Genomic DNA, 19109 nt, shown 5'->3' on the forward strand with positions numbered 1-19109 from the left:
TTAATAGTTTATTTTGTATTTAATTCGGTCAATAAAGCATCGACTTCTTTAGCATTCCAATCCATTTCTTTGGCAATGGCTTTTGCTTTTTTTGCATATTCTAAAGCTTTCTTCCGGTCTTTTATTTTATTGTAAAGTTTAGCTTCAAGCAGATTTCCGTCATAAGAATCATTTAATTCTAAGGAATGATTTACCCATAAAATAGCTTTTTTCAAGCTTTCAGTGTCTTTAATATGTTTAAAATACGTATTTCCGATATCTTTTAGAAAACTAGCATCATTCCAAACCAGTTTTTGAGTGTCCTCTAATGTAACTTTTTTGTAAAAATCCCATTTTTCAGTTCTTTCTGCTAAAGTCAAATCAAACTTAAAAACCAGCGAATCTGTTTTTTGCAAGCGAATAGATTTTGCAACTTCTCTCTGTTTGTAATAATTTATAGTATCCAGATTATCAACCAGCGGACGAAGTAATTCATTTACGATACTTTCAATCTTTCTGTCAATTCTATTTTGAGAAGCCACAGCGGCAAATTCTTTTTGATGGTTTAAAACATATTGAAATTCTCTAGATTTAATATCTGTAACACCATTGGCAATAATTCTCCAATTCGTTTCGCTTACCAATTGCGCATCAGATTGTGTATTTAAATAAATATGAGTTGCCGGCGATAATTCTGTTCTGTCTTTTCCTTTTTTTAAAGCATTCAAATAAGTAAAGAATTTATCAGAATTACTGGGATCAGCCATAAAATCTTTCTCCAAAGCGGGCAGCTGCATTTTTGGATTCAATGCATATCTAATTTCGTTTAAAAATTCAGGTTTTTTCATTTCGCCTTTTAAGGCATACAAAAGCGTTTCGCTGCTGTCCAGAAATAAAAATGTAGGCAGTGATTTGGTATTGAATTTATTCTTTAAAGCAATTCCTTCTTCTTTTTCAATGTTTTTATACGTACAGATATAATTTTTATTCAAAAAATCAATAAATGCAGGATCGCTCAAAACTTGGCTTTTCATCAAATTACAATGCGGACACCAATCTGCATAAAGCATAACAAATAATGGTTTTCCTTCTTTTTTAGCAGTTTCTAAAGCTGTTTTGTACGGAATATCAACAGGAACAAATTGATTTTGAGCATTTACCGTATGAAGTGTTAAAGAGAACAGAAGAATAAGTAAGAAACGCATTTTTGTTATGGCTTTTATTAATAATTCGATTTTACAAATATATTTCCTTTTTCGAGAAACATACTTAATATATTCCTAATTATAATTTAAATGAACTGCTAAGTTTGTAACTTTGTATCTAAGATTAAGAAAAATCTAATCAAAGATTTTCTTCACAAAAAAGTAATACAAGATCAGAATGATTTACCCCAAAATAGCGCTTGCACAAAGCATTATCGAGATTTTATCAGCCAAAGGCATTACCAATATTATTATTTCTCCAGGGTCTAGAAACGCTCCCTTGACCATTGGTTTTGCACAAAATCCTAATTTTAAATGTTATAGTATCGCAGACGAACGCTGTGCCGCTTTTTTTGCTTTAGGAATCGCACAGCAGACCAAACAGCCAACAGCGATTGTTTGTACTTCGGGCTCAGCTCTTCTTAATTATTATCCTGCTTTTGCAGAAGCTTTTTATAGTCAGATTCCGTTAATTGTGATTTCTGCAGATCGTCCGCAGAGTAAAATCGATATTGGTGACGGGCAGACTATTCGTCAGGAAAATGTATTTTTAAATCATTCTGTTTTTAATGCCAATCTAACAGAGGAAGTTTCAGCCGAAAATGATTTAAAAATTAATCAAGCAATCGAAACAGCTATTATCAAAAAAGGTCCAGTTCATATCAATGCACCTTTTGAAGAACCTTTGTACGAGACCACAGAAGAACTTTCTGTACAGCCAAAAATTACTTTTTTAGAGAAAGAGTTGTTTTCAAAAACAATTGAAGACAGTGAAGAATTCATTTCAGTTTGGAACAAAGCTAAACGTAAATTAGTTTTAGTCGGCGTAAACGATACCAATATTTTAGATCAAAATATCATTGATTCTTTAGCATCAGATCCTTCAATTGTGGTGCTGACAGAAACAACTTCAAATCTGCATCATCCAAACTTTATTAATAGCATTGATACTTTAATTACACCATTTGATGATTCTGATTTTAAAGAGTTTAATCCAGAAGTTTTAGTGACTTTTGGAGGAATGGTAGTTTCAAAAAGAATCAAAGGGTTTTTAAGAAAATACAAACCAAAACAACATTGGCATATTGATACGTTAAGAGCATACGATACTTTTGGTGCTTTGACCAAACATGTTGTAATGGAGCCAAATGATTTCTTTACCGATTTGTTTTCAAAGACAAATTTTACAGCAAGCAATTATTTTAAAAATATAGATGCCGTTTACAATGAAAGAAAAACGAAGAAAAAGAGATATTTAAATAAAATAGATTTTTCAGACTTTAAAGTTTTCGAAAGAGTAATCGAATCTCTTCCAAAAAACAGTCAGCTGCAAATAAGCAACAGTTCTGCTATTCGTTATGCTCAATTAATCGATATTGATCCAACTATCGAAGTGTTCTGTAATAGAGGTACAAGCGGTATAGATGGCAGTACTTCTACGGCCATTGGAGCTTCTGTTGGAAACAGTAAACAAACCGTTTTTATTACTGGAGATATCAGCTTCTTATATGATAGTAATGCACTTTGGAATGCTTATATTCCGACGAATTTTAAAATTATTTTAGTTAATAATGGAGGAGGAGGCATCTTTAGAATTCTTCCTGGACACGAAGAGAAACCTGTTTTCAACACTTATTTTGAAACTTCGCATCAATTAACGGCAGAACATTTGGCAAAAATGTATCATTTTAATTATTATAAAGCTTTTGACGAAAAAAGTCTGAATGAGAATTTGAATGAAATGTACAGCCAGAATGAGTTTCCGTCAATTTTAGAGATTTTTACACCAACGGCAGAAAACGATAAAATTTTGAAGCAGTATTTTAAAGAGTTAGTTTAAACTATTAATGTTTAGATATATATTTAAAAAAAAATCCACTTTAAGGTGGATTTTTTTGTTTTGATTATTTAAAACATTTCTTATAAAAATAAAGCATTTTAAGGATTTGATTATAACTGTAAATTTTATTTAAATAAAAACTTGTTAAATTTTTAAATTACATTCTATTTATAAGATAATTCTTTATTTTTGGTTCTAAATAAATTATAGTAACCAATATTAAATTTTTATTATGAGCACAAGAGAAGAATTAATCAAGAAGTATTCAGAAGATTTAAAAGACAAATGCAACGTAACGCCTGACATGGATTTGTTAACGAAAGTGACAATAGGATGCGGGCCGTCTATTTATAATGCAGATGCTTCTACAGTTGCTTCAACACAACAGTCTGAATTAGAGACTGTAAAAAACAATTTTCTTATCAAGAAATTAGGCTTAAAAGATGGCCCAGAATTAGATAAAGCAATTGAAACTGTAATAGAAAAATACGGAAAATCGAACAAGCACAAGTATAGAGCAGTTGTATATTATTTATTGACGGTACACTTTAAAAAAGAAAGCCTTTATAAATAATCAGAGTTTTGTAAAAAAAAGAAAGCGCCTTAATTGGCGCTTTTTATTTTGAATATATTTCTATCGAATTGGAATAGGAAAAACCGGTAAACTTGTATGTCCTAAAGCATCAACTGCTTGCACAGCAAAGAAATAATTGTCTTTCGAATACGGAATTTCAATTTGAGTATCTTTTGTGAAAAATGTTTTTTCCCAATGTGAAGAAGCAGTTTCTCTCATTAGTACCTGATATCCAAATGGTTTATTTCCTTCAGGAGCAGACCAGATTAGAGTGGAAGAGTTAGAAAGCTTTTTTACTTCAATCCCAACATTTACAGGAGCTTTTGACGACCAAGCTAAGTTTGCTAAAGCAGCTAAATTGGCACAGGTATTTTTTCTTAAATATTCAAAATCCATAAATTCAGGCAGATCACCGTATACAATATTGTTTTCGGTTCTTAAATCTTGATGCTGGTGATCGAAATTTTCATTCATTTCGCATAAACGAACGGCTGTGAATCCGTTTTGGCTAAAAGGAGTGTGGTCGCCGCCACGTAAAAATCGATCGTTTCTGTATACCAATTTTACCGTAAGTTGATCTACATATTGTTCTGTAACCGTTTTAATATAACGAGCCAATAATCTCGACGGACTGTCATTATCTCTATTAATAGATTTACGCATTTTGGCTTCATCCTCAGTTTCTAAATACGGGATAGTTTCACTAAATACACGCAATTGAGTATTGTCACGTAAATTAGTGCCGCTTGATAAACTGTTTCCAATCATATCATTATTTAACATTGCAATGATATTCCAATTAGATGCTTTTGCTAATTCTGCCAAATGACGAGCTCCATACAAACCTTGTTCTTCGCCGACTACAGCAACAAAGATAATAGTCGCAGGAAAAGATCTTTTGCTCATTACTTTTGCTAATTCTATTACAGCAGCCACTCCAGAACCATCATCATTGGCTCCCGGTGCAGTAGATTTTACGTTCATCACATCAGAAACCCTAGAATCCAAATGCCCGCTGATAATTAATACGCGGTTGTCAGTTGGATCAGTCCCTTTTAAAGTTGCCATAACATTGCCAAGCTGACTGTCAACAGGGATTCGTTTTCCGTCTGCTTTAACAGTAAAATAATCTATGGCAGCTGTTAATCTTCCGCCAGATTCTAAAGCCGCTTTATCAAATTCCGATTTAACCCATTGCTGTGCAGCTCCGACACCTTTTGTTTTACTTTTAGTATCACTTAAAGTGTGTCTTGTTCCAAAGGAAACTAATTTATGAATGGTTGCTTCTAGGTTTTCTGTTTTGATTTCGCTGATCATTTTTCTTATTTCAGGATCTTCTGAAACTTGAGAAATAGATAATTGGCTAAAAAATAAAAAGGAAATGATAGAATAAAACAGCGTCTTTTTCATTGATCTGTGATTAATTATAGATTCTCAAATGTAATCAAAAAAAGAAAGTCGATAAACTGTTTTTTATCCAAAATATTTTTTCGCTTTCACATTTTCAAACTTCGTACCTTTGCAACTGAAAAACTTAGATGTAACACATCTTAGAAATTAAAGAAAATGCTTGAAATAGGAAAATACAATACACTGACTATATTACGTGACACCAAAGTTGGTTTGTTTTTAGGGAATCCAGAAAACGATCCAGAAGGAACTCACGATGTTTTACTGCCAAATAAATATGTGCCAAATGAATTTGAAATTGGCGAGGAACTGATCGTTTTTGTTTATTTAGATCACGAACAAAGACCTGTTGCGACAACGCTTGAACCTTATATTTTATTGAATGAATTTTCACTTTTGCGTGTAAATTACATCAATAATGTCGGCGCTTTTATGGATTGGGGAATGGAAAAAGATATTCTGGTTCCGTTTAAAGAGCAGGCGCGTCCGATGGAGAAAGGTAAGCGTTATTTAGTTTATCTTTATATGGATCAAAAAACAAATCGTTTGGTTGCTTCTAGTAAAACCAATCAATTCTTGAGTAATGATTCTTTGACGGTAGAAAAAGGAGAAGAAGTAGATTTGATTGTTTCGCATATTACAGATATGGGAATCAATGTAATTATCAACGAAAAACATAAAGGTCTTTTGTATAAAGACGAAGTTTATGATGATTCGATTCGTACAGGCGACAGAATGCGTGGTTTTATTAAAAATATTCGTCCTGACAACAAAATTGATGTTGCGCTTCAGGAACAAGGAGTTAATAGTATTGAACCAAATGCAGAGAAAATCCTAAACGAGCTAAGAGCCAGCAGAGGATTTTTACGTCTAAACGACGATTCACATCCAGAAGACATTAAAACGGTTTTGAAAATGAGTAAAAAATCATTTAAGAAAGCAATTGGTTCTTTATACAAAGAAAAATTAATTGAGATAAAAGAAGACGGAATTTATTTAGTAAAGGAGAATAATTAAATTCCAAATTCAATTGAAAACGTACAAATTGGAATTTGGAATTTAAAAAATTTGAAGTTTAAACTTATTATAACACGAAAGGCTGCTCATTACAAGCAGCCTTTCGCTTTTTATTCTAGTTTTAAAAAAAATTGTAATTAAAAAAAAACAGAAATAAAATAATTCGAATCCTTCTACGAATAATAGCTTTACAAATTTTAGAAATCATTCAGAAGGTATGTCTTTTAAACAATTTGATGCATTCATTTCAAAAGCAAAAAAATAATTTCACGGCTGCTCCATTGGTTGTATAAAATAACTTTTAGAAAGTGTGAATTAGTATATTTTCCTTTTCGCAATCAATTTTGATACTAATTATAAATACTATTCTAACATTTAACCTTAGGTGTTACTATTTCTTTCTTGAATTCTTGACAAATACATAAATCATTTGCCCATTGTTTTGAGGTTTATTAAACAAAACCGAAAAAATATGAGCGACAAATTTTTTAAAGTTTCTCAAAAAAATCATTTTTTAGGTTAATAAATCAGTGAAAGAAAATCAATCTGAAATCTGAGAAATAAAATGTATCTCATTGATTTCTAGGTTGTAAAATTACTCATTATATTTTAAAACGAATGTTAAAAAATGTTATTTTTTGTAAGTAAATACCAATTGTTAACACAGAAACTTTTTTTGGGCAAGACTTAGCATTATTTAAGTAGGTAAAATTGTAAAAATGCTTTATTTTTACGCTTAAATTTAATAAAATAAAAAAATCAAAATGGATTGGATTACAGCCAGAGAATTTGAAGATATAACATATAAAAAATGTAACGGAGTTGCCAGAATTGCTTTTAACAGACCAAATGTTAGAAATGCATTTCGTCCTAAAACAACTTCAGAATTATACCAGGCTTTTTACGATGCACAAGAAGATACTTCGATTGGAGTTGTATTACTTTCTGCAGAAGGCCCATCTACAAAAGACGGAGTTTATTCTTTTTGCAGCGGAGGCGATCAAAATGCCCGCGGACACCAAGGATATGTTGGAGAAGATGGTCAGCATCGTTTAAATATACTAGAAGTACAGCGTTTAATCCGTTTTATGCCAAAAGTAGTTATTGCAGTTGTTCCAGGCTGGGCAGTTGGAGGCGGGCACAGTTTACACGTGGTTTGCGATATGACGCTTGCAAGTAAAGAACACGCTATCTTTAAACAAACTGATGCTGATGTAACAAGCTTTGACGGTGGTTACGGATCTGCTTATTTAGCTAAAATGGTAGGTCAGAAAAAAGCGCGTGAAATATTCTTCTTAGGACGTAATTATTCTGCACAGGAAGCTTTTGAAATGGGAATGGTAAATGCCGTTATTCCACATGACGAATTAGAAGCTACTGCTTACGAATGGGCGCAGGAAATCCTTCAAAAATCACCAACTTCTATCAAAATGCTGAAATTTGCTATGAACTTAACAGACGACGGAATGGTTGGTCAACAAGTTTTTGCCGGAGAAGCTACACGTCTAGCTTATATGACAGAAGAAGCCAAAGAAGGAAGAAATGCTTTCTTAGAAAAAAGAAAACCAAACTTTGGAGAAAACAAATGGTTGCCTTAAATATAGTTTAATGTTTTAAGTTTCATGTTTCAGGTTCTGAACGTGAAACTTGAAACCTGAAACATCAAACAAACTTAACAAAAAAAAGAATGAAACACTGGATAGAAGCCGCAAGACTACGTACATTACCTTTATCAGTTTCTGGAATCATAGTCGGCAGTATATATGCCTTATCAAACCCAACAGAAACCATCAATACACCAACCGAAGTATTCAGCTGGAAAGTTTTTGGTTTTGCACTTTTAACAACTCTAGGATTGCAGGTTTTGTCAAACTTTGCAAATGATTATGGTGACGGTGTAAAAGGTACCGATAACGAAGATCGAGTAGGGCCGCAGCGTGCTATACAAAGTGGTGTTATTACACCGCAAGCTATGAAGAAGGCAATTATTATAACTGCTCTTTTAACACTTTTGTCGTCTATAATATTAATTTATTTTGCTTTCGGAAAAGATAATTTTGGATATTCTATCTTTTTCTTACTGCTTGGAATTGCGGCAATTGTATCTGCAATTCGATACACAGTAGGAAATTCTGCTTATGGATACAGAGGTTTTGGAGATGTTTTCGTTTTTATTTTCTTTGGTTTAGTAAGTACCCTTGGTGTTAACTTTTTATATGCCAAAGAAGTCGATCCGCTTTTAATACTTCCTGCAGTTTCAATAGGTTTATTGAGTGTAGGAGTTTTAAACCTAAACAACATGCGCGATCAAGAATCGGATAAAAAAGCAGGAAAAAATACTATTGTGGTGCAAATCGGAGCTCAAAAAGCAAAAATTTACCATTTTACATTAATAATTACAGCCATGTTGTCAATTATTGTATTTGCTGTTTTAAGCGATTACAATTTTGATCAATATTTATTTTTATTGGCTTATATTCCTCTGACAAAACATTTAATCACGGTTTATAAAAATGAGAATCCGAAGTTATTGGATCCTGAATTAAAAAAACTGGCATTAAGTACTTTCTTGCTTTCACTATTACTTACGGTTTGTATGATTTCGTTGATTTCAGACATTATTGTAAACTTATTTTTAGGAGGAAGATAAATCAAGTTCAACTTTAAATTAAAAAAATGAAAATTACATATTACGGACACGCAGCTTTAGGAATTGAAGTAGGGGGAAAAAACATTATTGTCGACCCTTTTATTACTGGAAATCCGGAAGCATCTTCAATCGATATTAATAGATTAAAAGCGGATTATATTTTATTGACTCATGCGCATCAAGATCACGTTTTAGATGTTGAAACGATTGCTAAAAACACAAATGCAGTTATTGTTTCTAACGCTGAAATTGCGACTTATTATGCAAAAAAAGGATTCAATTCACACCCTATGAATCATGGTGGAAGCTGGAAGTTTGATTTCGGAAAAGTAAAATACGTAAACGCGATTCACTCAAGCAGTTTTCCTGACGGTTCATACGGAGGAAATCCTGGAGGTTTTGTAATCGAAGGCGAGCACAAAAACATTTATATTGCTGGAGATACAGCGTTAACGTATGATATGAAATTGATTCCACTTCGTACCAAACTTGATTTAGCAATTCTTCCAATCGGAAACAATTTTACAATGGATGTTGAAGATGCGATTATTGCTTCAGATTTTGTTGAATGCGATAAAATTCTAGGATACCATTTTGATACATTTGGCTATATAAAAATTGACCATGCCGATTCTATTCGCAAATTTTTCGATAAAGGAAAAGATTTGATGCTTTTAGAAATTGGTCAATCTATAGAATTGTAGTTTAAAAAGTAACATTTTCATAAGTAGATTCTTTGGCATAATCTGTGTAAGAAGAATTTATAATTTTTAAAATAATTAACTGCAATCATTTTAATCTGTTCAATCAGTGGCAAATAAAAAAACAAGATTCAGCTTTTTCAAAAAAAACATCTTATTTCTAGCGGTTTTAACGTCTATTAATTCTTTCGCTCAAAAAGACGGATATTGGGACAAAGATCGGGCAACAACTAAAGAAATATTGGTTCCTGCAGGAAACCGACTTTCAGTTTCGACAGAAGATCTACCGGTTGGAACAACTGAAATTGTCTACAGAATTACATTGTTAGACAAAAATCAGGAAATGACCAATAGTTTGGTTTCGGTCTTAAAAGCAATTCCAGATCCTTATGGAATTGGTAAAGGATCAGCCGGAGCTGTTTTTTTATTATCTAAAATTTCTGGTGACGATCAATGTACATATTCGATTTTTACGTCAAGCGAAAATGCCAAGAAATACGTTGACGATGCTAAAATTGATAATGCATGTTATTCTCAGTCAGAGCCTGTAAGTAAAGATGCCAAGCGATTATCTTTAGATAAATCTTCTTGCTTAAAACCAAATACAACAACAATTTGGTTTGGTTTCGAAAGTAAAAACTGGTTTTTAAGTCAAAAAGTGGTTTTGGAAGTAGTTCCATGGGTTGATACAAAACTAAACCGCGGCTGGAATCAAGAGAATAAAAATGAAATCATCAGTTTGTGTAAAACATCTACAATGGCACAAAAGATGGCTAATTCAGATGATTTTTGTGTTTGTATTTTAAATAAAATCATGAAGCAGTATCGTTATGATGAATTTCAAAAACTGCTGGCTGTAGAAAAAACAAAAGTTTACAAAGATTTTGGAAATGAATGTTATAGAGACAATGATATTTCTAAAAATGTATTTAATGATTTAAGAACTCAGACAGCGTCTTTGATTAAACTTCAAAAATACAACGAAGCGATTCCGAAACTAAATACAATTTTAAGCGAAGGAAAAGCAACTGCTTTAGATCACAGCAGTTTAGGATATTGCTATATTTTGACAAAGCAATATGCAAAAGCATTAAAAACGCTGCAAGATGGCGAAAAACTAGATGATACAGAATTACAGGTGAAACTGAATTTAGCTCATACTTATTTAGTAAGTGATGATTACAGCAGTGCAAAAGCAATTTATAAAAAGTATCAAAATCAAAATGTTACAGACAGTTTAAGCTGGACAGAGAAAACAAAAGCAGATTTTGAACTGTTTAAAAAAGCTGGTCTTCCTTCAAAAGATTTTGAAAAAATAGTAAAGCTGTTTAATTAAAAAGATTAAACCATATAAGTGATATAAGTTCAATTTAGCCAATTTAAAAATTACTTGCGTGGTTTAAATAACTAAAAATTTCACCATATAAGTCATATAAGTTCATTTTAGATAACCTACATTGAATTTATATGACTTATATGTTTTTATCAAAACACAAAGAATTATAATATGAACTTATATCACTTATATGGTTCAAAAACAAAACGCTAATGAAAGCATCTTATCATAAATATCTTCTTGATTTTAAACGTCCATCGGGAACTTCTCGAGGCGTTATGACCGAAAAAGAAACTTGGTTTTTAGTCCTTGAAAAAAACGGTAAAAAAGGTATTGGAGAATGTGGTATTTTGCGTGGTTTGAGCGCCGATGACCGAGATGATTACGAACAAAAACTACAATGGGTTTGTGACAATATTCATTTAGGTGAAAAAGAATTATGGGAGCAATTATTAGAATTTCCTTCTATTCAGTTTGGAGTTGAAATGGCTTTTCTATCCTTAAAAAGCGATAATCCGTATCTGTTGTTTCCTTCAGACTTTACACAAAATTTAAAATCGATCAATATAAATGGATTGGTTTGGATGGGCGAGGCTTCTTTTATGAAAGAACAGATTGAAGACAAATTAGCTACTGGATTTAGTTGTATTAAACTTAAAATAGGAGCTATTGATTTTGATAAAGAATTAGAATTACTGCATTCCATAAGGAGTCATTTTAGTGCCGATCAAATAGAGATCCGTGTAGACGCAAATGGCGCTTTTACTTCATCTGAAGCTTTAGATAAACTAAATCAATTAAATCAATTTCAGCTTCATAGTATTGAACAGCCAATAAAGAAAGGACAGATTACAGAAATGGCTGCTTTATGCGAAAGTACTCCGTTCCCAATCGCGTTGGATGAAGAATTGATTGGTGTTTTTTCATTTCAAGCTAAAGAGAAATTATTACAAGAAATCAAACCGCAGTATATTATTCTAAAACCAAGTTTTATTGGCGGTTTTAAAGGAACTCAAGAATGGATTTCTTTAGCTGAAAAATACAATATAGGCTGGTGGATTACTTCGGCTTTAGAAAGCAATATCGGACTCAATGCCATTGCACAATGGACTTTTACTTTAAATTCAAAAATGCCTCAGGGTTTAGGAACCGGCGCGCTTTATACAAACAACATGGATTGCCCTTTAGAAGTAAAAAATGGCCAGTTGTGGTACAATACTTCTAAAGATTGGGGGAAAATATTTTTTTAAAGGGACAAAGTTACAAAGGAACAAAGGTGCAAAGTATTTCAACCTCTGTTCCTCTCCACCTTTGCACCTCTAAACTCACTCTTTTCCTCCAAGAAGATTTTCCTGCCAGTCTTTTAATTCCTGCCATTTTCCTTGATAAGCAAGTAGTGCTTGTTTGGGCCAAGTACTTGGATTGTGAATTGCGTAATTTTCACCGCCGGCATCCAAAATAGATTGTAATTTTTCGGTTGAAGCTTCAGATAGAGCCTGCCAGCTGGTAATTCCTGCACTATTAAGTAATGCTTCAATTTTTGGTCCGATTCCTTCCACAATTTTAAGATCATTTTCTTTCACTTTTTTGCCTAAAATAGCAAATGCCGATTCGCTGTCAAATAGAATTAACGGCGCTGTTGCAGCAAAAGATTGAGGCGAAGCTTTAGGTTTTGCAGCCAGCTCGGCTTCAAGATTTGAAATTCTGGTGTTTAAATTTTTAGTATGAGCTTTGCAGGCATCTAAATCGGCTTGAAGTGATGCAGAAAGCGAATCGTCATTTTTAGAATTCATTTTTCCCAGCAGGTAACCTAAGATGCCGCAAATTAGCCCTGCCAGCACTGGTATTAAAATACAAGGTATATTCATGATGATATGTTTTTATTTAATAGTAATTACAGTTCTTCTATTCGACGCTTTTCCTTCAGTTGTGTTATTATCTCCTATTGGTTCATCAGGACCTTTGGACTGCGTTTCAATTCGCGCCGGATCTATACTGTTTTTAGAAAGGTATTTTTTCGAAAAATCAGCCCTTTTTTGTGCTAAAACAATATTGGCATCGCGATTTCCAACATTATCAGAATGTCCAACTACCAGAATAACAGCTTCTTTTACATGTTCTGTGTATTTTGCAATGTCTGTAACTTTTTGTTTTTCTAAGTCACTCAACGTTTCACTTGATTGGTTTGTATTAAAATGAAGAATAAGGGGATCTGCATTTATTTTGTCTTTCAAAACCGTCCATTCGTCTGTTACTGTTGTAGTTATAGTATCTGCAAAAGTATACTCTGCAGGACCGAGAAGTGTGTCAGCGCTGCTTTTCCATGTACCGATAATTTGTCCTTTAATGTTAAATTGATTTTCTGATAAGCCTTTAGAAACAAAGAAATTCTTGACATCATTTGCTCTGGCTAAGCCGAGATTTTCAAAAGTAGTCGCGTTTTTTTCGTCAGAAGCAGCATAACCCGTAATAGTGATTTTCTGTTTCGGATTAGCGGTCAAAAATGCTTTTAGTTTTTCAATACCCAATGTTATAGAATCACTAACTGGCATAATGAGCATCGCACTATTTTTAAGGAACTTGAGATTATCATTAGTTTGATATTCAATTCCTGGGCCATTTAATACAAACGGAACAAAGTTAGGTTCGTTAACGGTTGTCTGAACCATTTTTGGGGAATCATCCGCTGGTATCTTTTCACAACATTCGCAGCAAAATTTCATATACAAAAAAGTACCTAAAATAATCGTTACTGCAATGCCTAATAGATAAAGTGCTTTTTTAGACATAAATGATGAAATTAAGATTCTATCAAATTTAACTAAAATAATAATACGTAAATTGTTAATAATCAGATATTTTGGTGTTTTTATTTAAAATGATTAATTCTGTTTTGTTTTCTTTTTTGTGTGTTCAATTTTTTATCACCGGATTAAAATGAGTAACTTGCATGTTCTAAAAATTGCATAAAATGATCGAAATAGAAAGAAAGTTTCTGGTAAAATCGAATGATTTTAAAGAACAGGCTTTTATTCAGAATAAAATTGCCCAAGGTTATCTAAGTTCAGTTCCAGAACGTACTGTAAGAGTTAGGATTAAAGGAGAAAAAGGATTTATAACCATAAAAGGAATAAGCCAGCAAAGCGGTATGTCGCGTTTTGAATGGGAAAATGAAATTCCGCTTGAAGAGGCTTTAGAACTTTTGAAGTTATGCGAAAAAGGAAAGATTGAGAAAACACGTTACGAAATCAAACTCGGAAACCATATTTATGAAGTTGATGAATTTTATGGCGAAAATGAAGGCTTATTAATGGCCGAAATCGAATTAAATTCGGAAAACGAAGTGTTTGAAAAACCCGATTGGCTAGGAGAAGAAGTAACAAATGACGAGCGATATTATAATGCTTATTTGAGTAAAAATCCGTTTAAAGACTGGCAAAAATAAAAAATGGCTGCATTACAATACGATCTTATCATTGTAGGCGGAGGCCCAATTGGTCTTGCCTGCGCAATTGAAGCACAAAAAAAGAATCTTAACTATTTAATTATAGAAAAAGGTGCGATTGTAAATTCGATTTTCAATTATCCTTTATACATGACTTTTTTCTCGACGGCAGAAAGACTAGAAATCGGCGAAATACCTTTTAACTGTCTGACTCCAAAACCTGGACGTCAAGAAGCTTTGGAGTATTATCGAAATATTCATCGCTATTTTAAATTCAATATTAACTTGTTTGAAAAAGTACTTGATATTCAAAAACAAACCTCAAAATCTTTTAAAATTACAACAAATAAAGCGCATTACGAAGCTTTAAATGTCGTGATTGCAACTGGTTTTTATGATATTCCGATTGAGATGAATGTTATTGGAGAAAAATTACCAAAAGTTCGTCATTATTATAAGGAAGCTCATGAATACGCCTTTAGAAAAATTTTGATTGTGGGAGCCAATAATTCTTCTGTAGATGCTGCATTAGAATGCTGGAGAAAAGGAGCGGAGGTGACAATGGTTATTCGTAAAAACGAAATTAATAATCGTGTCAAATACTGGGCAAAACCTGATATTGAAAATCGTATTGCAGAAGGAAGTATCAAAGCCTATTTTGAATCTAATATAACTGAAATCCGTGAAAATGAAGTTGAAATTGAAATGCCAAACGGAAAAGTTACGATTGAAAATGATTTTGTGCTGGCTTTAACCGGATACAAGCCAGATTTGCCCTTTCTTGAAAAAGTTGGAATTAAGCTCTCGGAAGACGAGTTAAAAATTCCGATTTATAATGCCGAAACGATGGAAACTAATGTAGAAGGATTATTTCTTGCTGGTGTTGTCTGCGGCGGAATGCAGACGCACAAATGGTTTATAGAAAACTCTAGAATTCATGCGACAATGATTATGGATTATATTTCTTCTAAATAAAAAAGAAGTTTGCCACGAATTACATGAAGTTTTCCATTCAAAAATAAATTCGTGGAAATTCGCGCAATTCGTGGCAAATAAAAACTTAAGAACTACAAGAAAGCATAGAACAGCCAACTTTGGTTCTTGCCCAATCGGGACGTTTAGCAAACCATTTTTCAGCTTCCGGCTGTTCATCATATGGATTTTTCAAAAGTTGAAATAATTCATCAATTAATGAATAATCTTCTTTATCGGCAGCATCAATGGCTAATTGTGCCATATAATTTCGCAGTACATATTTTGGATTAATTTGATTCATTTTTTGTGCACGTTCTTCATCAGAAAGATTCTCAGACTGAAGTCTTTTCAAATAAACCGCAAACCATTTTTGCCAAGCCGTTAAAATATTCTCTTTAATTTCGTCGAATTTATAGAACGAATATTCGATTTTTTCAAAAGCACTTTCAACAGAATCTTCTTTTGTAATCTGACTCAGATTTCGGAAAAATATAGTCATATCGGTTTCCGATAATTGCAGTATTTCTTCTAAACCAGTTATAATTTTATCGTCAGCTTCACTTGAAGTGAATAGTCCTAATTTGCTTAAAAATATTACTTTATAATCTCTTTCGAAATCATTTATAAACGAATCTAATATCTTTTCTAATGGTGCTGCTTCATTAACTAAAGGATAAAGTGCATTAGCTAATTGAAACAAATTCCACTGCGCGACTTGTGGCTGATTTCCAAAACGATATCTTCTATTTTGACTGTCTGTTGTATTTGGTGTCCAATCTGGATCATAATTTTCCAACCATCCATAAGGACCATAATCAATTGTGATTCCATGAATCGACATATTGTCTGTATTCATCACGCCATGTACAAAACCAACTCGCTGCCAATGCAAAATCATTTCGCGGGTTTTATCTGCAACTGTTTGAAAAAATTGAATATATTGTTCTTTAGGTTCTCCTTTTATTTCAGGATAATAATGTTTGATCGTGAACTCAACCAGATTTTTTAAGTTTTTCAATTCATTTCTTGCGGTCAACATTTCAAAACTGCCAAAACGAATAAAAGATGGGGCAACACGGCAAACGATGGCACCTTTTTCGTACGCAGGATTTCCGTTGTATAAAACATCTCGTAAAACCTGATCACCAGATAATGCTAGCGAAACAGATCGAGTAGTAGGCACACCTAAATAATGCATTGCTTCGGCACATAGATATTCACGAATAGAAGATCTTAAAACTGCCAAACCATCTGCAGTTCTAGAATATGGTGTTTTTCCGGCGCCTTTTAACTGCAGCATAAAAAACTGATTGTTGTGCTCAACTTCCATCAGGTTAATAGCACGCCCATCTCCCAATTGTCCGGCCCAATTTCCAAATTGGTGTCCGGCGTAACACATCGCAAACGGACGTGTTTCCGGAAAAATGTCATTTCCTGAAAAAACATTTAAAAATTCTTCTGTTTGAATTTCGTCTTTAGAAATCCCAACCATTTCAGCCACTTCCTCTGAAGCATGAATGAGTTTTGGATTTGAAGTTTTAGTTGGATTTACATATGAAAACACCGTGTTTTTAACTTGACGAATTTCATTTGTCAAATCAGTATCAGCAGGTAATTCAGCAGTAAATCGATTATTTACTTTTAGATTTTTCATTTTTTTGTTTATTATTTTAGTGTAGTACTTAGCCCAAAAGTATTTAGTCGTCGTTATTTATATTTTAAATTTAAAAGAATAAAAAGTAATCACTAAACACTAAGAACTAGGGACTAAATCACTAATTTATCAGCATACATTTTCTTTAAATTTTGTATTTTAGGATCAATTACAAGTTGACAATATCTGGCATCTTGATTTTCATTATAATAATTCTGATGATCGTCTTCTGCATTGTAAAATACTTCAAAAGGTTTTAACTCTGTTACAATCGGATCTGCATAAACAGGGTGCACTTCATTAAAAACCTGTTGAGCAATTTCTTTTTGTTCTTCATTATGATACAAAACAATAGAACGATATTGTGTGCCATTGTCGCCTCCCTGACGATTTAAAGTAGTCGGATCGTGGCTTGTCATGAAGATAAAAATCAAGTCATGATATGAAATTATGTCAGGATTAAAAGTTACTTGAACAACTTCTGCATGTCCTGTTCTTCCTGTGCAGACTTCTCTATAAGGTGGATTTTTTATAAACCCGCCAGCGAAACCTGATTTTATTGATTCTACTCCTTTTAAACGCTGGATTACAGCTTCTATACACCAAAAACATCCACCACCAAACGTGGCTGTAGATAAATTTACCATGAATACTATTTGTTTTAAGTTTAATGCCTATTAATCCGATAGAATATTATGATAATTTATTAAAAAAAAGTTCTTTTAACTAAAGATACTAAACGGTATTGTAATGATTGAAGTTTACTATTGATAAATTCGCAATATTGTAAAAAAGCAATATATTTGCAGTCAAACATAAGGCACAACCAATGAATAGCAAAAATAGTACCATCACTTTAGAAACGTATTTTCAGCAATTTAGACAGAATATTGTCGGTATAAATCAGGAATTTGACTCTGCTTATGGCAGAAAATCAATTATTTATACAGATTGGACTGCCAGTGGCAGACTATATCGTCCGATTGAAGAAAAGTTACTAAATCAGTTTGGGCCTTTTGTAGCAAACACACATACAGAAACTACTGTATCTGGAACTGCTATGACCAAAGCATATCATCACGCAAGAACTATTATCAAGCGTCATACTAACGCTAGTAATGATGATGTTTTGATTACTGATGGAACAGGAATGACGGGCGTTATCAATAAATTTCAGCGTATTCTTGGATTAAAGATTCCAGAAAATTTAAAAAGTTTTACTACTATTCCTGCAGAAAAAAAACCGATTGTTTTTATTTCGCATATGGAACATCACTCCAATCAAACTTCTTGGTTAGAGACTATTGCCGATGTTGAGATTATTCCGTCTTGCGAAAAAGGACTTTTTAATCTAGAAAATTTAGAAGCTTTATTAGAAAAATACAGCGATAGAACTATAAAAATTGCCTCAATTACGGCTTGTTCAAATGTTACGGGTTTAAGAACTCCTTTTCATGAAGCTGCAAAATTAATGCACCAATATAACGGAGTTTGTTTTGTAGATTTTGCCTGTTCTGGACCTTATGTAGAAATTGATATGCATCCAGCAGATCCAGAAGCTTATTTAGACGCTGTGTTTTTGTCTCCACACAAATTCCTTGGCGGTCCTGGAACTTCTGGGGTTTTGATTTTTAATAAAAAACTTTATAATAATATGATTCCCGATTGTCCTGGCGGTGGTACCGTAAGCTGGACAAATCCTTGGGGTGAACATAAATACATTGATAATATTGAAGATCGCGAAGACGGTGGAACTCCAGGTTTTCTTCAGGTTATAAAAACCGCTTTGGCTATTGAGCTGAAAGAAGAAATGGGAATTGAAAACATCATGGAGCGTGAACACGAAATTGTTGATTTTGTTTTTTCTGAATTAGAAACTGTTTCGAATATTAAAATTTTAGCTGGACAGCACAAAGAACGCCTTGGTGTAGTTTCTTTTTTTATTGAAAATTTGCATTTTAATCTCGGCGTAAAAATCTTAAATGATCGTTTCGGAATCCAAACAAGAGGAGGATGCAGTTGCGCGGGAACTTATGGACACTATTTGTTACATGTTGACCAAGAGACTTCTAATAAATTGGTTAACGAAATTACAATTGGCGATTTAATTAAAAAACCAGGATGGATTCGTATGTCGATTCATCCAACTACAACTGATGAAGAGATTGCTTATGTATGCAAAAGTATAAAAGAACTAGCTGCAAATCATGAATCTTGGGCTTTGGATTATTCTTATAACAAACAAACAAATGAGTTTGTTCACAAAAATGCCACTTCTTTTGAAGATGAATTAGTTGAGAGCTGGTTTAAATCTTAACTGAAA

The 19109-nt window shown here is 32.9% G+C and carries 17 protein-coding genes; 11 read left to right on the forward strand and 6 right to left on the reverse strand.

What is annotated here, in order from left to right; genetic code table 11:
- Positions 1-8 precede the first annotated feature (8 nt).
- Positions 9-1184, reverse strand: coding sequence for a thioredoxin family protein (locus tag ACFSC2_RS19950; protein WP_379812765.1), 1176 nt, complete (start codon positions 1182-1184; stop codon positions 9-11).
- Between the two features lie 178 nt (positions 1185-1362).
- On the opposite strand from ACFSC2_RS19950, the gene menD reads away from it, so the two are divergent.
- Together menD and ACFSC2_RS19960 are read left to right on the forward strand one after the other, a co-directional pair.
- Positions 1363-3024: a 2-succinyl-5-enolpyruvyl-6-hydroxy-3-cyclohexene-1-carboxylic-acid synthase gene (gene menD / locus ACFSC2_RS19955; RefSeq protein WP_379812766.1), complete on the forward strand. Its 1662-nt coding sequence runs from the start codon at positions 1363-1365 to the stop codon at positions 3022-3024.
- A 232-nt stretch (positions 3025-3256) separates the two neighbouring features.
- Positions 3257-3598 (forward strand): DUF2853 family protein, encoded by a 342-nt coding sequence (locus ACFSC2_RS19960; RefSeq protein WP_379812767.1) that lies wholly within the window; start codon positions 3257-3259, stop codon positions 3596-3598.
- Positions 3599-3658: 60 nt separating this feature from the next.
- On the opposite strand, the gene ACFSC2_RS19965 is transcribed toward ACFSC2_RS19960, so the two are convergent.
- Positions 3659-5008: a M28 family metallopeptidase gene (locus tag ACFSC2_RS19965; RefSeq protein WP_379812768.1), complete on the reverse strand. Its 1350-nt coding sequence runs from the start codon at positions 5006-5008 to the stop codon at positions 3659-3661.
- Positions 5009-5164: 156 nt separating this feature from the next.
- Here ACFSC2_RS19965 and ACFSC2_RS19970 point away from each other — a divergent pair, with 156 nt between their 5' ends.
- From ACFSC2_RS19970 to menC, 6 genes are all read left to right on the forward strand, one after another.
- Positions 5165-6025: a CvfB family protein gene (locus ACFSC2_RS19970; RefSeq protein WP_379812769.1), complete on the forward strand. Its 861-nt coding sequence runs from the start codon at positions 5165-5167 to the stop codon at positions 6023-6025.
- 764 nt (positions 6026-6789) lie between these two features.
- Positions 6790-7623, forward strand: coding sequence for a 1,4-dihydroxy-2-naphthoyl-CoA synthase (locus tag ACFSC2_RS19975; RefSeq protein ID WP_053473251.1), 834 nt, complete (start codon positions 6790-6792; stop codon positions 7621-7623).
- Between the two features lie 89 nt (positions 7624-7712).
- Positions 7713-8675 carry a 1,4-dihydroxy-2-naphthoate octaprenyltransferase gene (gene menA, locus ACFSC2_RS19980; RefSeq protein WP_379812770.1) on the forward strand — a complete coding sequence of 321 codons (963 nt, stop codon included), beginning with the start codon at positions 7713-7715 and terminating at the stop codon, positions 8673-8675.
- A 26-nt stretch (positions 8676-8701) separates the two neighbouring features.
- Positions 8702-9379, forward strand: a complete 678-nt coding sequence (locus ACFSC2_RS19985) for a metal-dependent hydrolase (RefSeq protein ID WP_379812771.1) — start codon at positions 8702-8704, stop codon at positions 9377-9379.
- A 106-nt stretch (positions 9380-9485) separates the two neighbouring features.
- Positions 9486-10712, forward strand: a complete 1227-nt coding sequence (locus ACFSC2_RS19990; RefSeq protein ID WP_379812772.1) for a tetratricopeptide repeat protein — start codon at positions 9486-9488, stop codon at positions 10710-10712.
- 212 nt (positions 10713-10924) lie between these two features.
- Positions 10925-11962 (forward strand): o-succinylbenzoate synthase, encoded by a 1038-nt coding sequence (gene menC, locus ACFSC2_RS19995; protein ID WP_379812773.1) that lies wholly within the window; start codon positions 10925-10927, stop codon positions 11960-11962.
- A 75-nt stretch (positions 11963-12037) separates the two neighbouring features.
- On the opposite strand, the gene ACFSC2_RS20000 is transcribed toward menC, so the two are convergent.
- Both ACFSC2_RS20000 and ACFSC2_RS20005 read right to left on the reverse strand, forming a co-directional pair.
- Positions 12038-12580, reverse strand: coding sequence for a hypothetical protein (locus tag ACFSC2_RS20000; RefSeq protein WP_379812774.1), 543 nt, complete (start codon positions 12578-12580; stop codon positions 12038-12040).
- A gap of 12 nt (positions 12581-12592) precedes the next feature.
- Entirely contained in the window at positions 12593-13501 is a 909-nt protein-coding gene (locus tag ACFSC2_RS20005; protein WP_379812775.1) for an OmpA family protein, read from the reverse strand.
- A 182-nt stretch (positions 13502-13683) separates the two neighbouring features.
- Between ACFSC2_RS20005 and ACFSC2_RS20010 the strand changes: the two genes are divergently transcribed.
- Positions 13684-14157, forward strand: coding sequence for a CYTH domain-containing protein (locus ACFSC2_RS20010; RefSeq protein ID WP_379812776.1), 474 nt, complete (start codon positions 13684-13686; stop codon positions 14155-14157).
- A gap of 3 nt (positions 14158-14160) precedes the next feature.
- Positions 14161-15132 (forward strand): YpdA family putative bacillithiol disulfide reductase, encoded by a 972-nt coding sequence (locus ACFSC2_RS20015; protein ID WP_379812777.1) that lies wholly within the window; start codon positions 14161-14163, stop codon positions 15130-15132.
- An 85-nt stretch (positions 15133-15217) separates the two neighbouring features.
- On the opposite strand, the gene ACFSC2_RS20020 is transcribed toward ACFSC2_RS20015, so the two are convergent.
- Both ACFSC2_RS20020 and msrA read right to left on the reverse strand, forming a co-directional pair.
- Positions 15218-16786: a protein adenylyltransferase SelO gene (locus ACFSC2_RS20020; RefSeq protein ID WP_379812778.1), complete on the reverse strand. Its 1569-nt coding sequence runs from the start codon at positions 16784-16786 to the stop codon at positions 15218-15220.
- 113 nt (positions 16787-16899) lie between these two features.
- The gene (msrA, locus tag ACFSC2_RS20025) at positions 16900-17433 is read right to left on the reverse strand and encodes a peptide-methionine (S)-S-oxide reductase MsrA (protein ID WP_379812779.1); all 534 of its coding nucleotides are present in this window, start codon (positions 17431-17433) and stop codon (positions 16900-16902) included.
- Between the two features lie 182 nt (positions 17434-17615).
- Here msrA and ACFSC2_RS20030 point away from each other — a divergent pair, with 182 nt between their 5' ends.
- A complete protein-coding gene (locus tag ACFSC2_RS20030; protein ID WP_379812780.1) occupies positions 17616-19103 on the forward strand; it encodes an aminotransferase class V-fold PLP-dependent enzyme in 1488 nt (495 codons plus the stop codon).
- Positions 19104-19109: the final 6 nt, after the last annotated feature.

This window comes from Flavobacterium artemisiae (genome assembly GCF_042678225.1).
In the GTDB taxonomy this organism is placed as follows: domain Bacteria; phylum Bacteroidota; class Bacteroidia; order Flavobacteriales; family Flavobacteriaceae; genus Flavobacterium; species Flavobacterium artemisiae.

Excerpts from the sequence above, each read along its gene's own strand:
- ACFSC2_RS19950 (WP_379812765.1), bottom strand. The coding sequence starts at position 1,184 with ATGCGTTTCTTACTTATTCTTCTGTTCTCTTTAACACTTCATACGGTA.
- menD (WP_379812766.1), top strand. The coding sequence starts at position 1,363 with ATGATTTACCCCAAAATAGCGCTTGCACAAAGCATTATCGAGATTTTA.
- ACFSC2_RS19960 (WP_379812767.1), top strand. The coding sequence starts at position 3,257 with ATGAGCACAAGAGAAGAATTAATCAAGAAGTATTCAGAAGATTTAAAA.
- ACFSC2_RS19965 (WP_379812768.1), bottom strand. The coding sequence starts at position 5,008 with ATGAAAAAGACGCTGTTTTATTCTATCATTTCCTTTTTATTTTTTAGC.
- ACFSC2_RS19970 (WP_379812769.1), top strand. The coding sequence starts at position 5,165 with ATGCTTGAAATAGGAAAATACAATACACTGACTATATTACGTGACACC.
- ACFSC2_RS19975 (WP_053473251.1), top strand. The coding sequence starts at position 6,790 with ATGGATTGGATTACAGCCAGAGAATTTGAAGATATAACATATAAAAAA.
- menA (WP_379812770.1), top strand. The coding sequence starts at position 7,713 with ATGAAACACTGGATAGAAGCCGCAAGACTACGTACATTACCTTTATCA.
- ACFSC2_RS19985 (WP_379812771.1), top strand. The coding sequence starts at position 8,702 with ATGAAAATTACATATTACGGACACGCAGCTTTAGGAATTGAAGTAGGG.
- menC (WP_379812773.1), top strand. The coding sequence starts at position 10,925 with ATGAAAGCATCTTATCATAAATATCTTCTTGATTTTAAACGTCCATCG.
- ACFSC2_RS20000 (WP_379812774.1), bottom strand. The coding sequence starts at position 12,580 with ATGAATATACCTTGTATTTTAATACCAGTGCTGGCAGGGCTAATTTGC.
- ACFSC2_RS20005 (WP_379812775.1), bottom strand. The coding sequence starts at position 13,501 with ATGTCTAAAAAAGCACTTTATCTATTAGGCATTGCAGTAACGATTATT.
- ACFSC2_RS20010 (WP_379812776.1), top strand. The coding sequence starts at position 13,684 with ATGATCGAAATAGAAAGAAAGTTTCTGGTAAAATCGAATGATTTTAAA.
- ACFSC2_RS20015 (WP_379812777.1), top strand. The coding sequence starts at position 14,161 with ATGGCTGCATTACAATACGATCTTATCATTGTAGGCGGAGGCCCAATT.
- ACFSC2_RS20020 (WP_379812778.1), bottom strand. The coding sequence starts at position 16,786 with ATGAAAAATCTAAAAGTAAATAATCGATTTACTGCTGAATTACCTGCT.
- msrA (WP_379812779.1), bottom strand. The coding sequence starts at position 17,433 with ATGGTAAATTTATCTACAGCCACGTTTGGTGGTGGATGTTTTTGGTGT.
- ACFSC2_RS20030 (WP_379812780.1), top strand. The coding sequence starts at position 17,616 with ATGAATAGCAAAAATAGTACCATCACTTTAGAAACGTATTTTCAGCAA.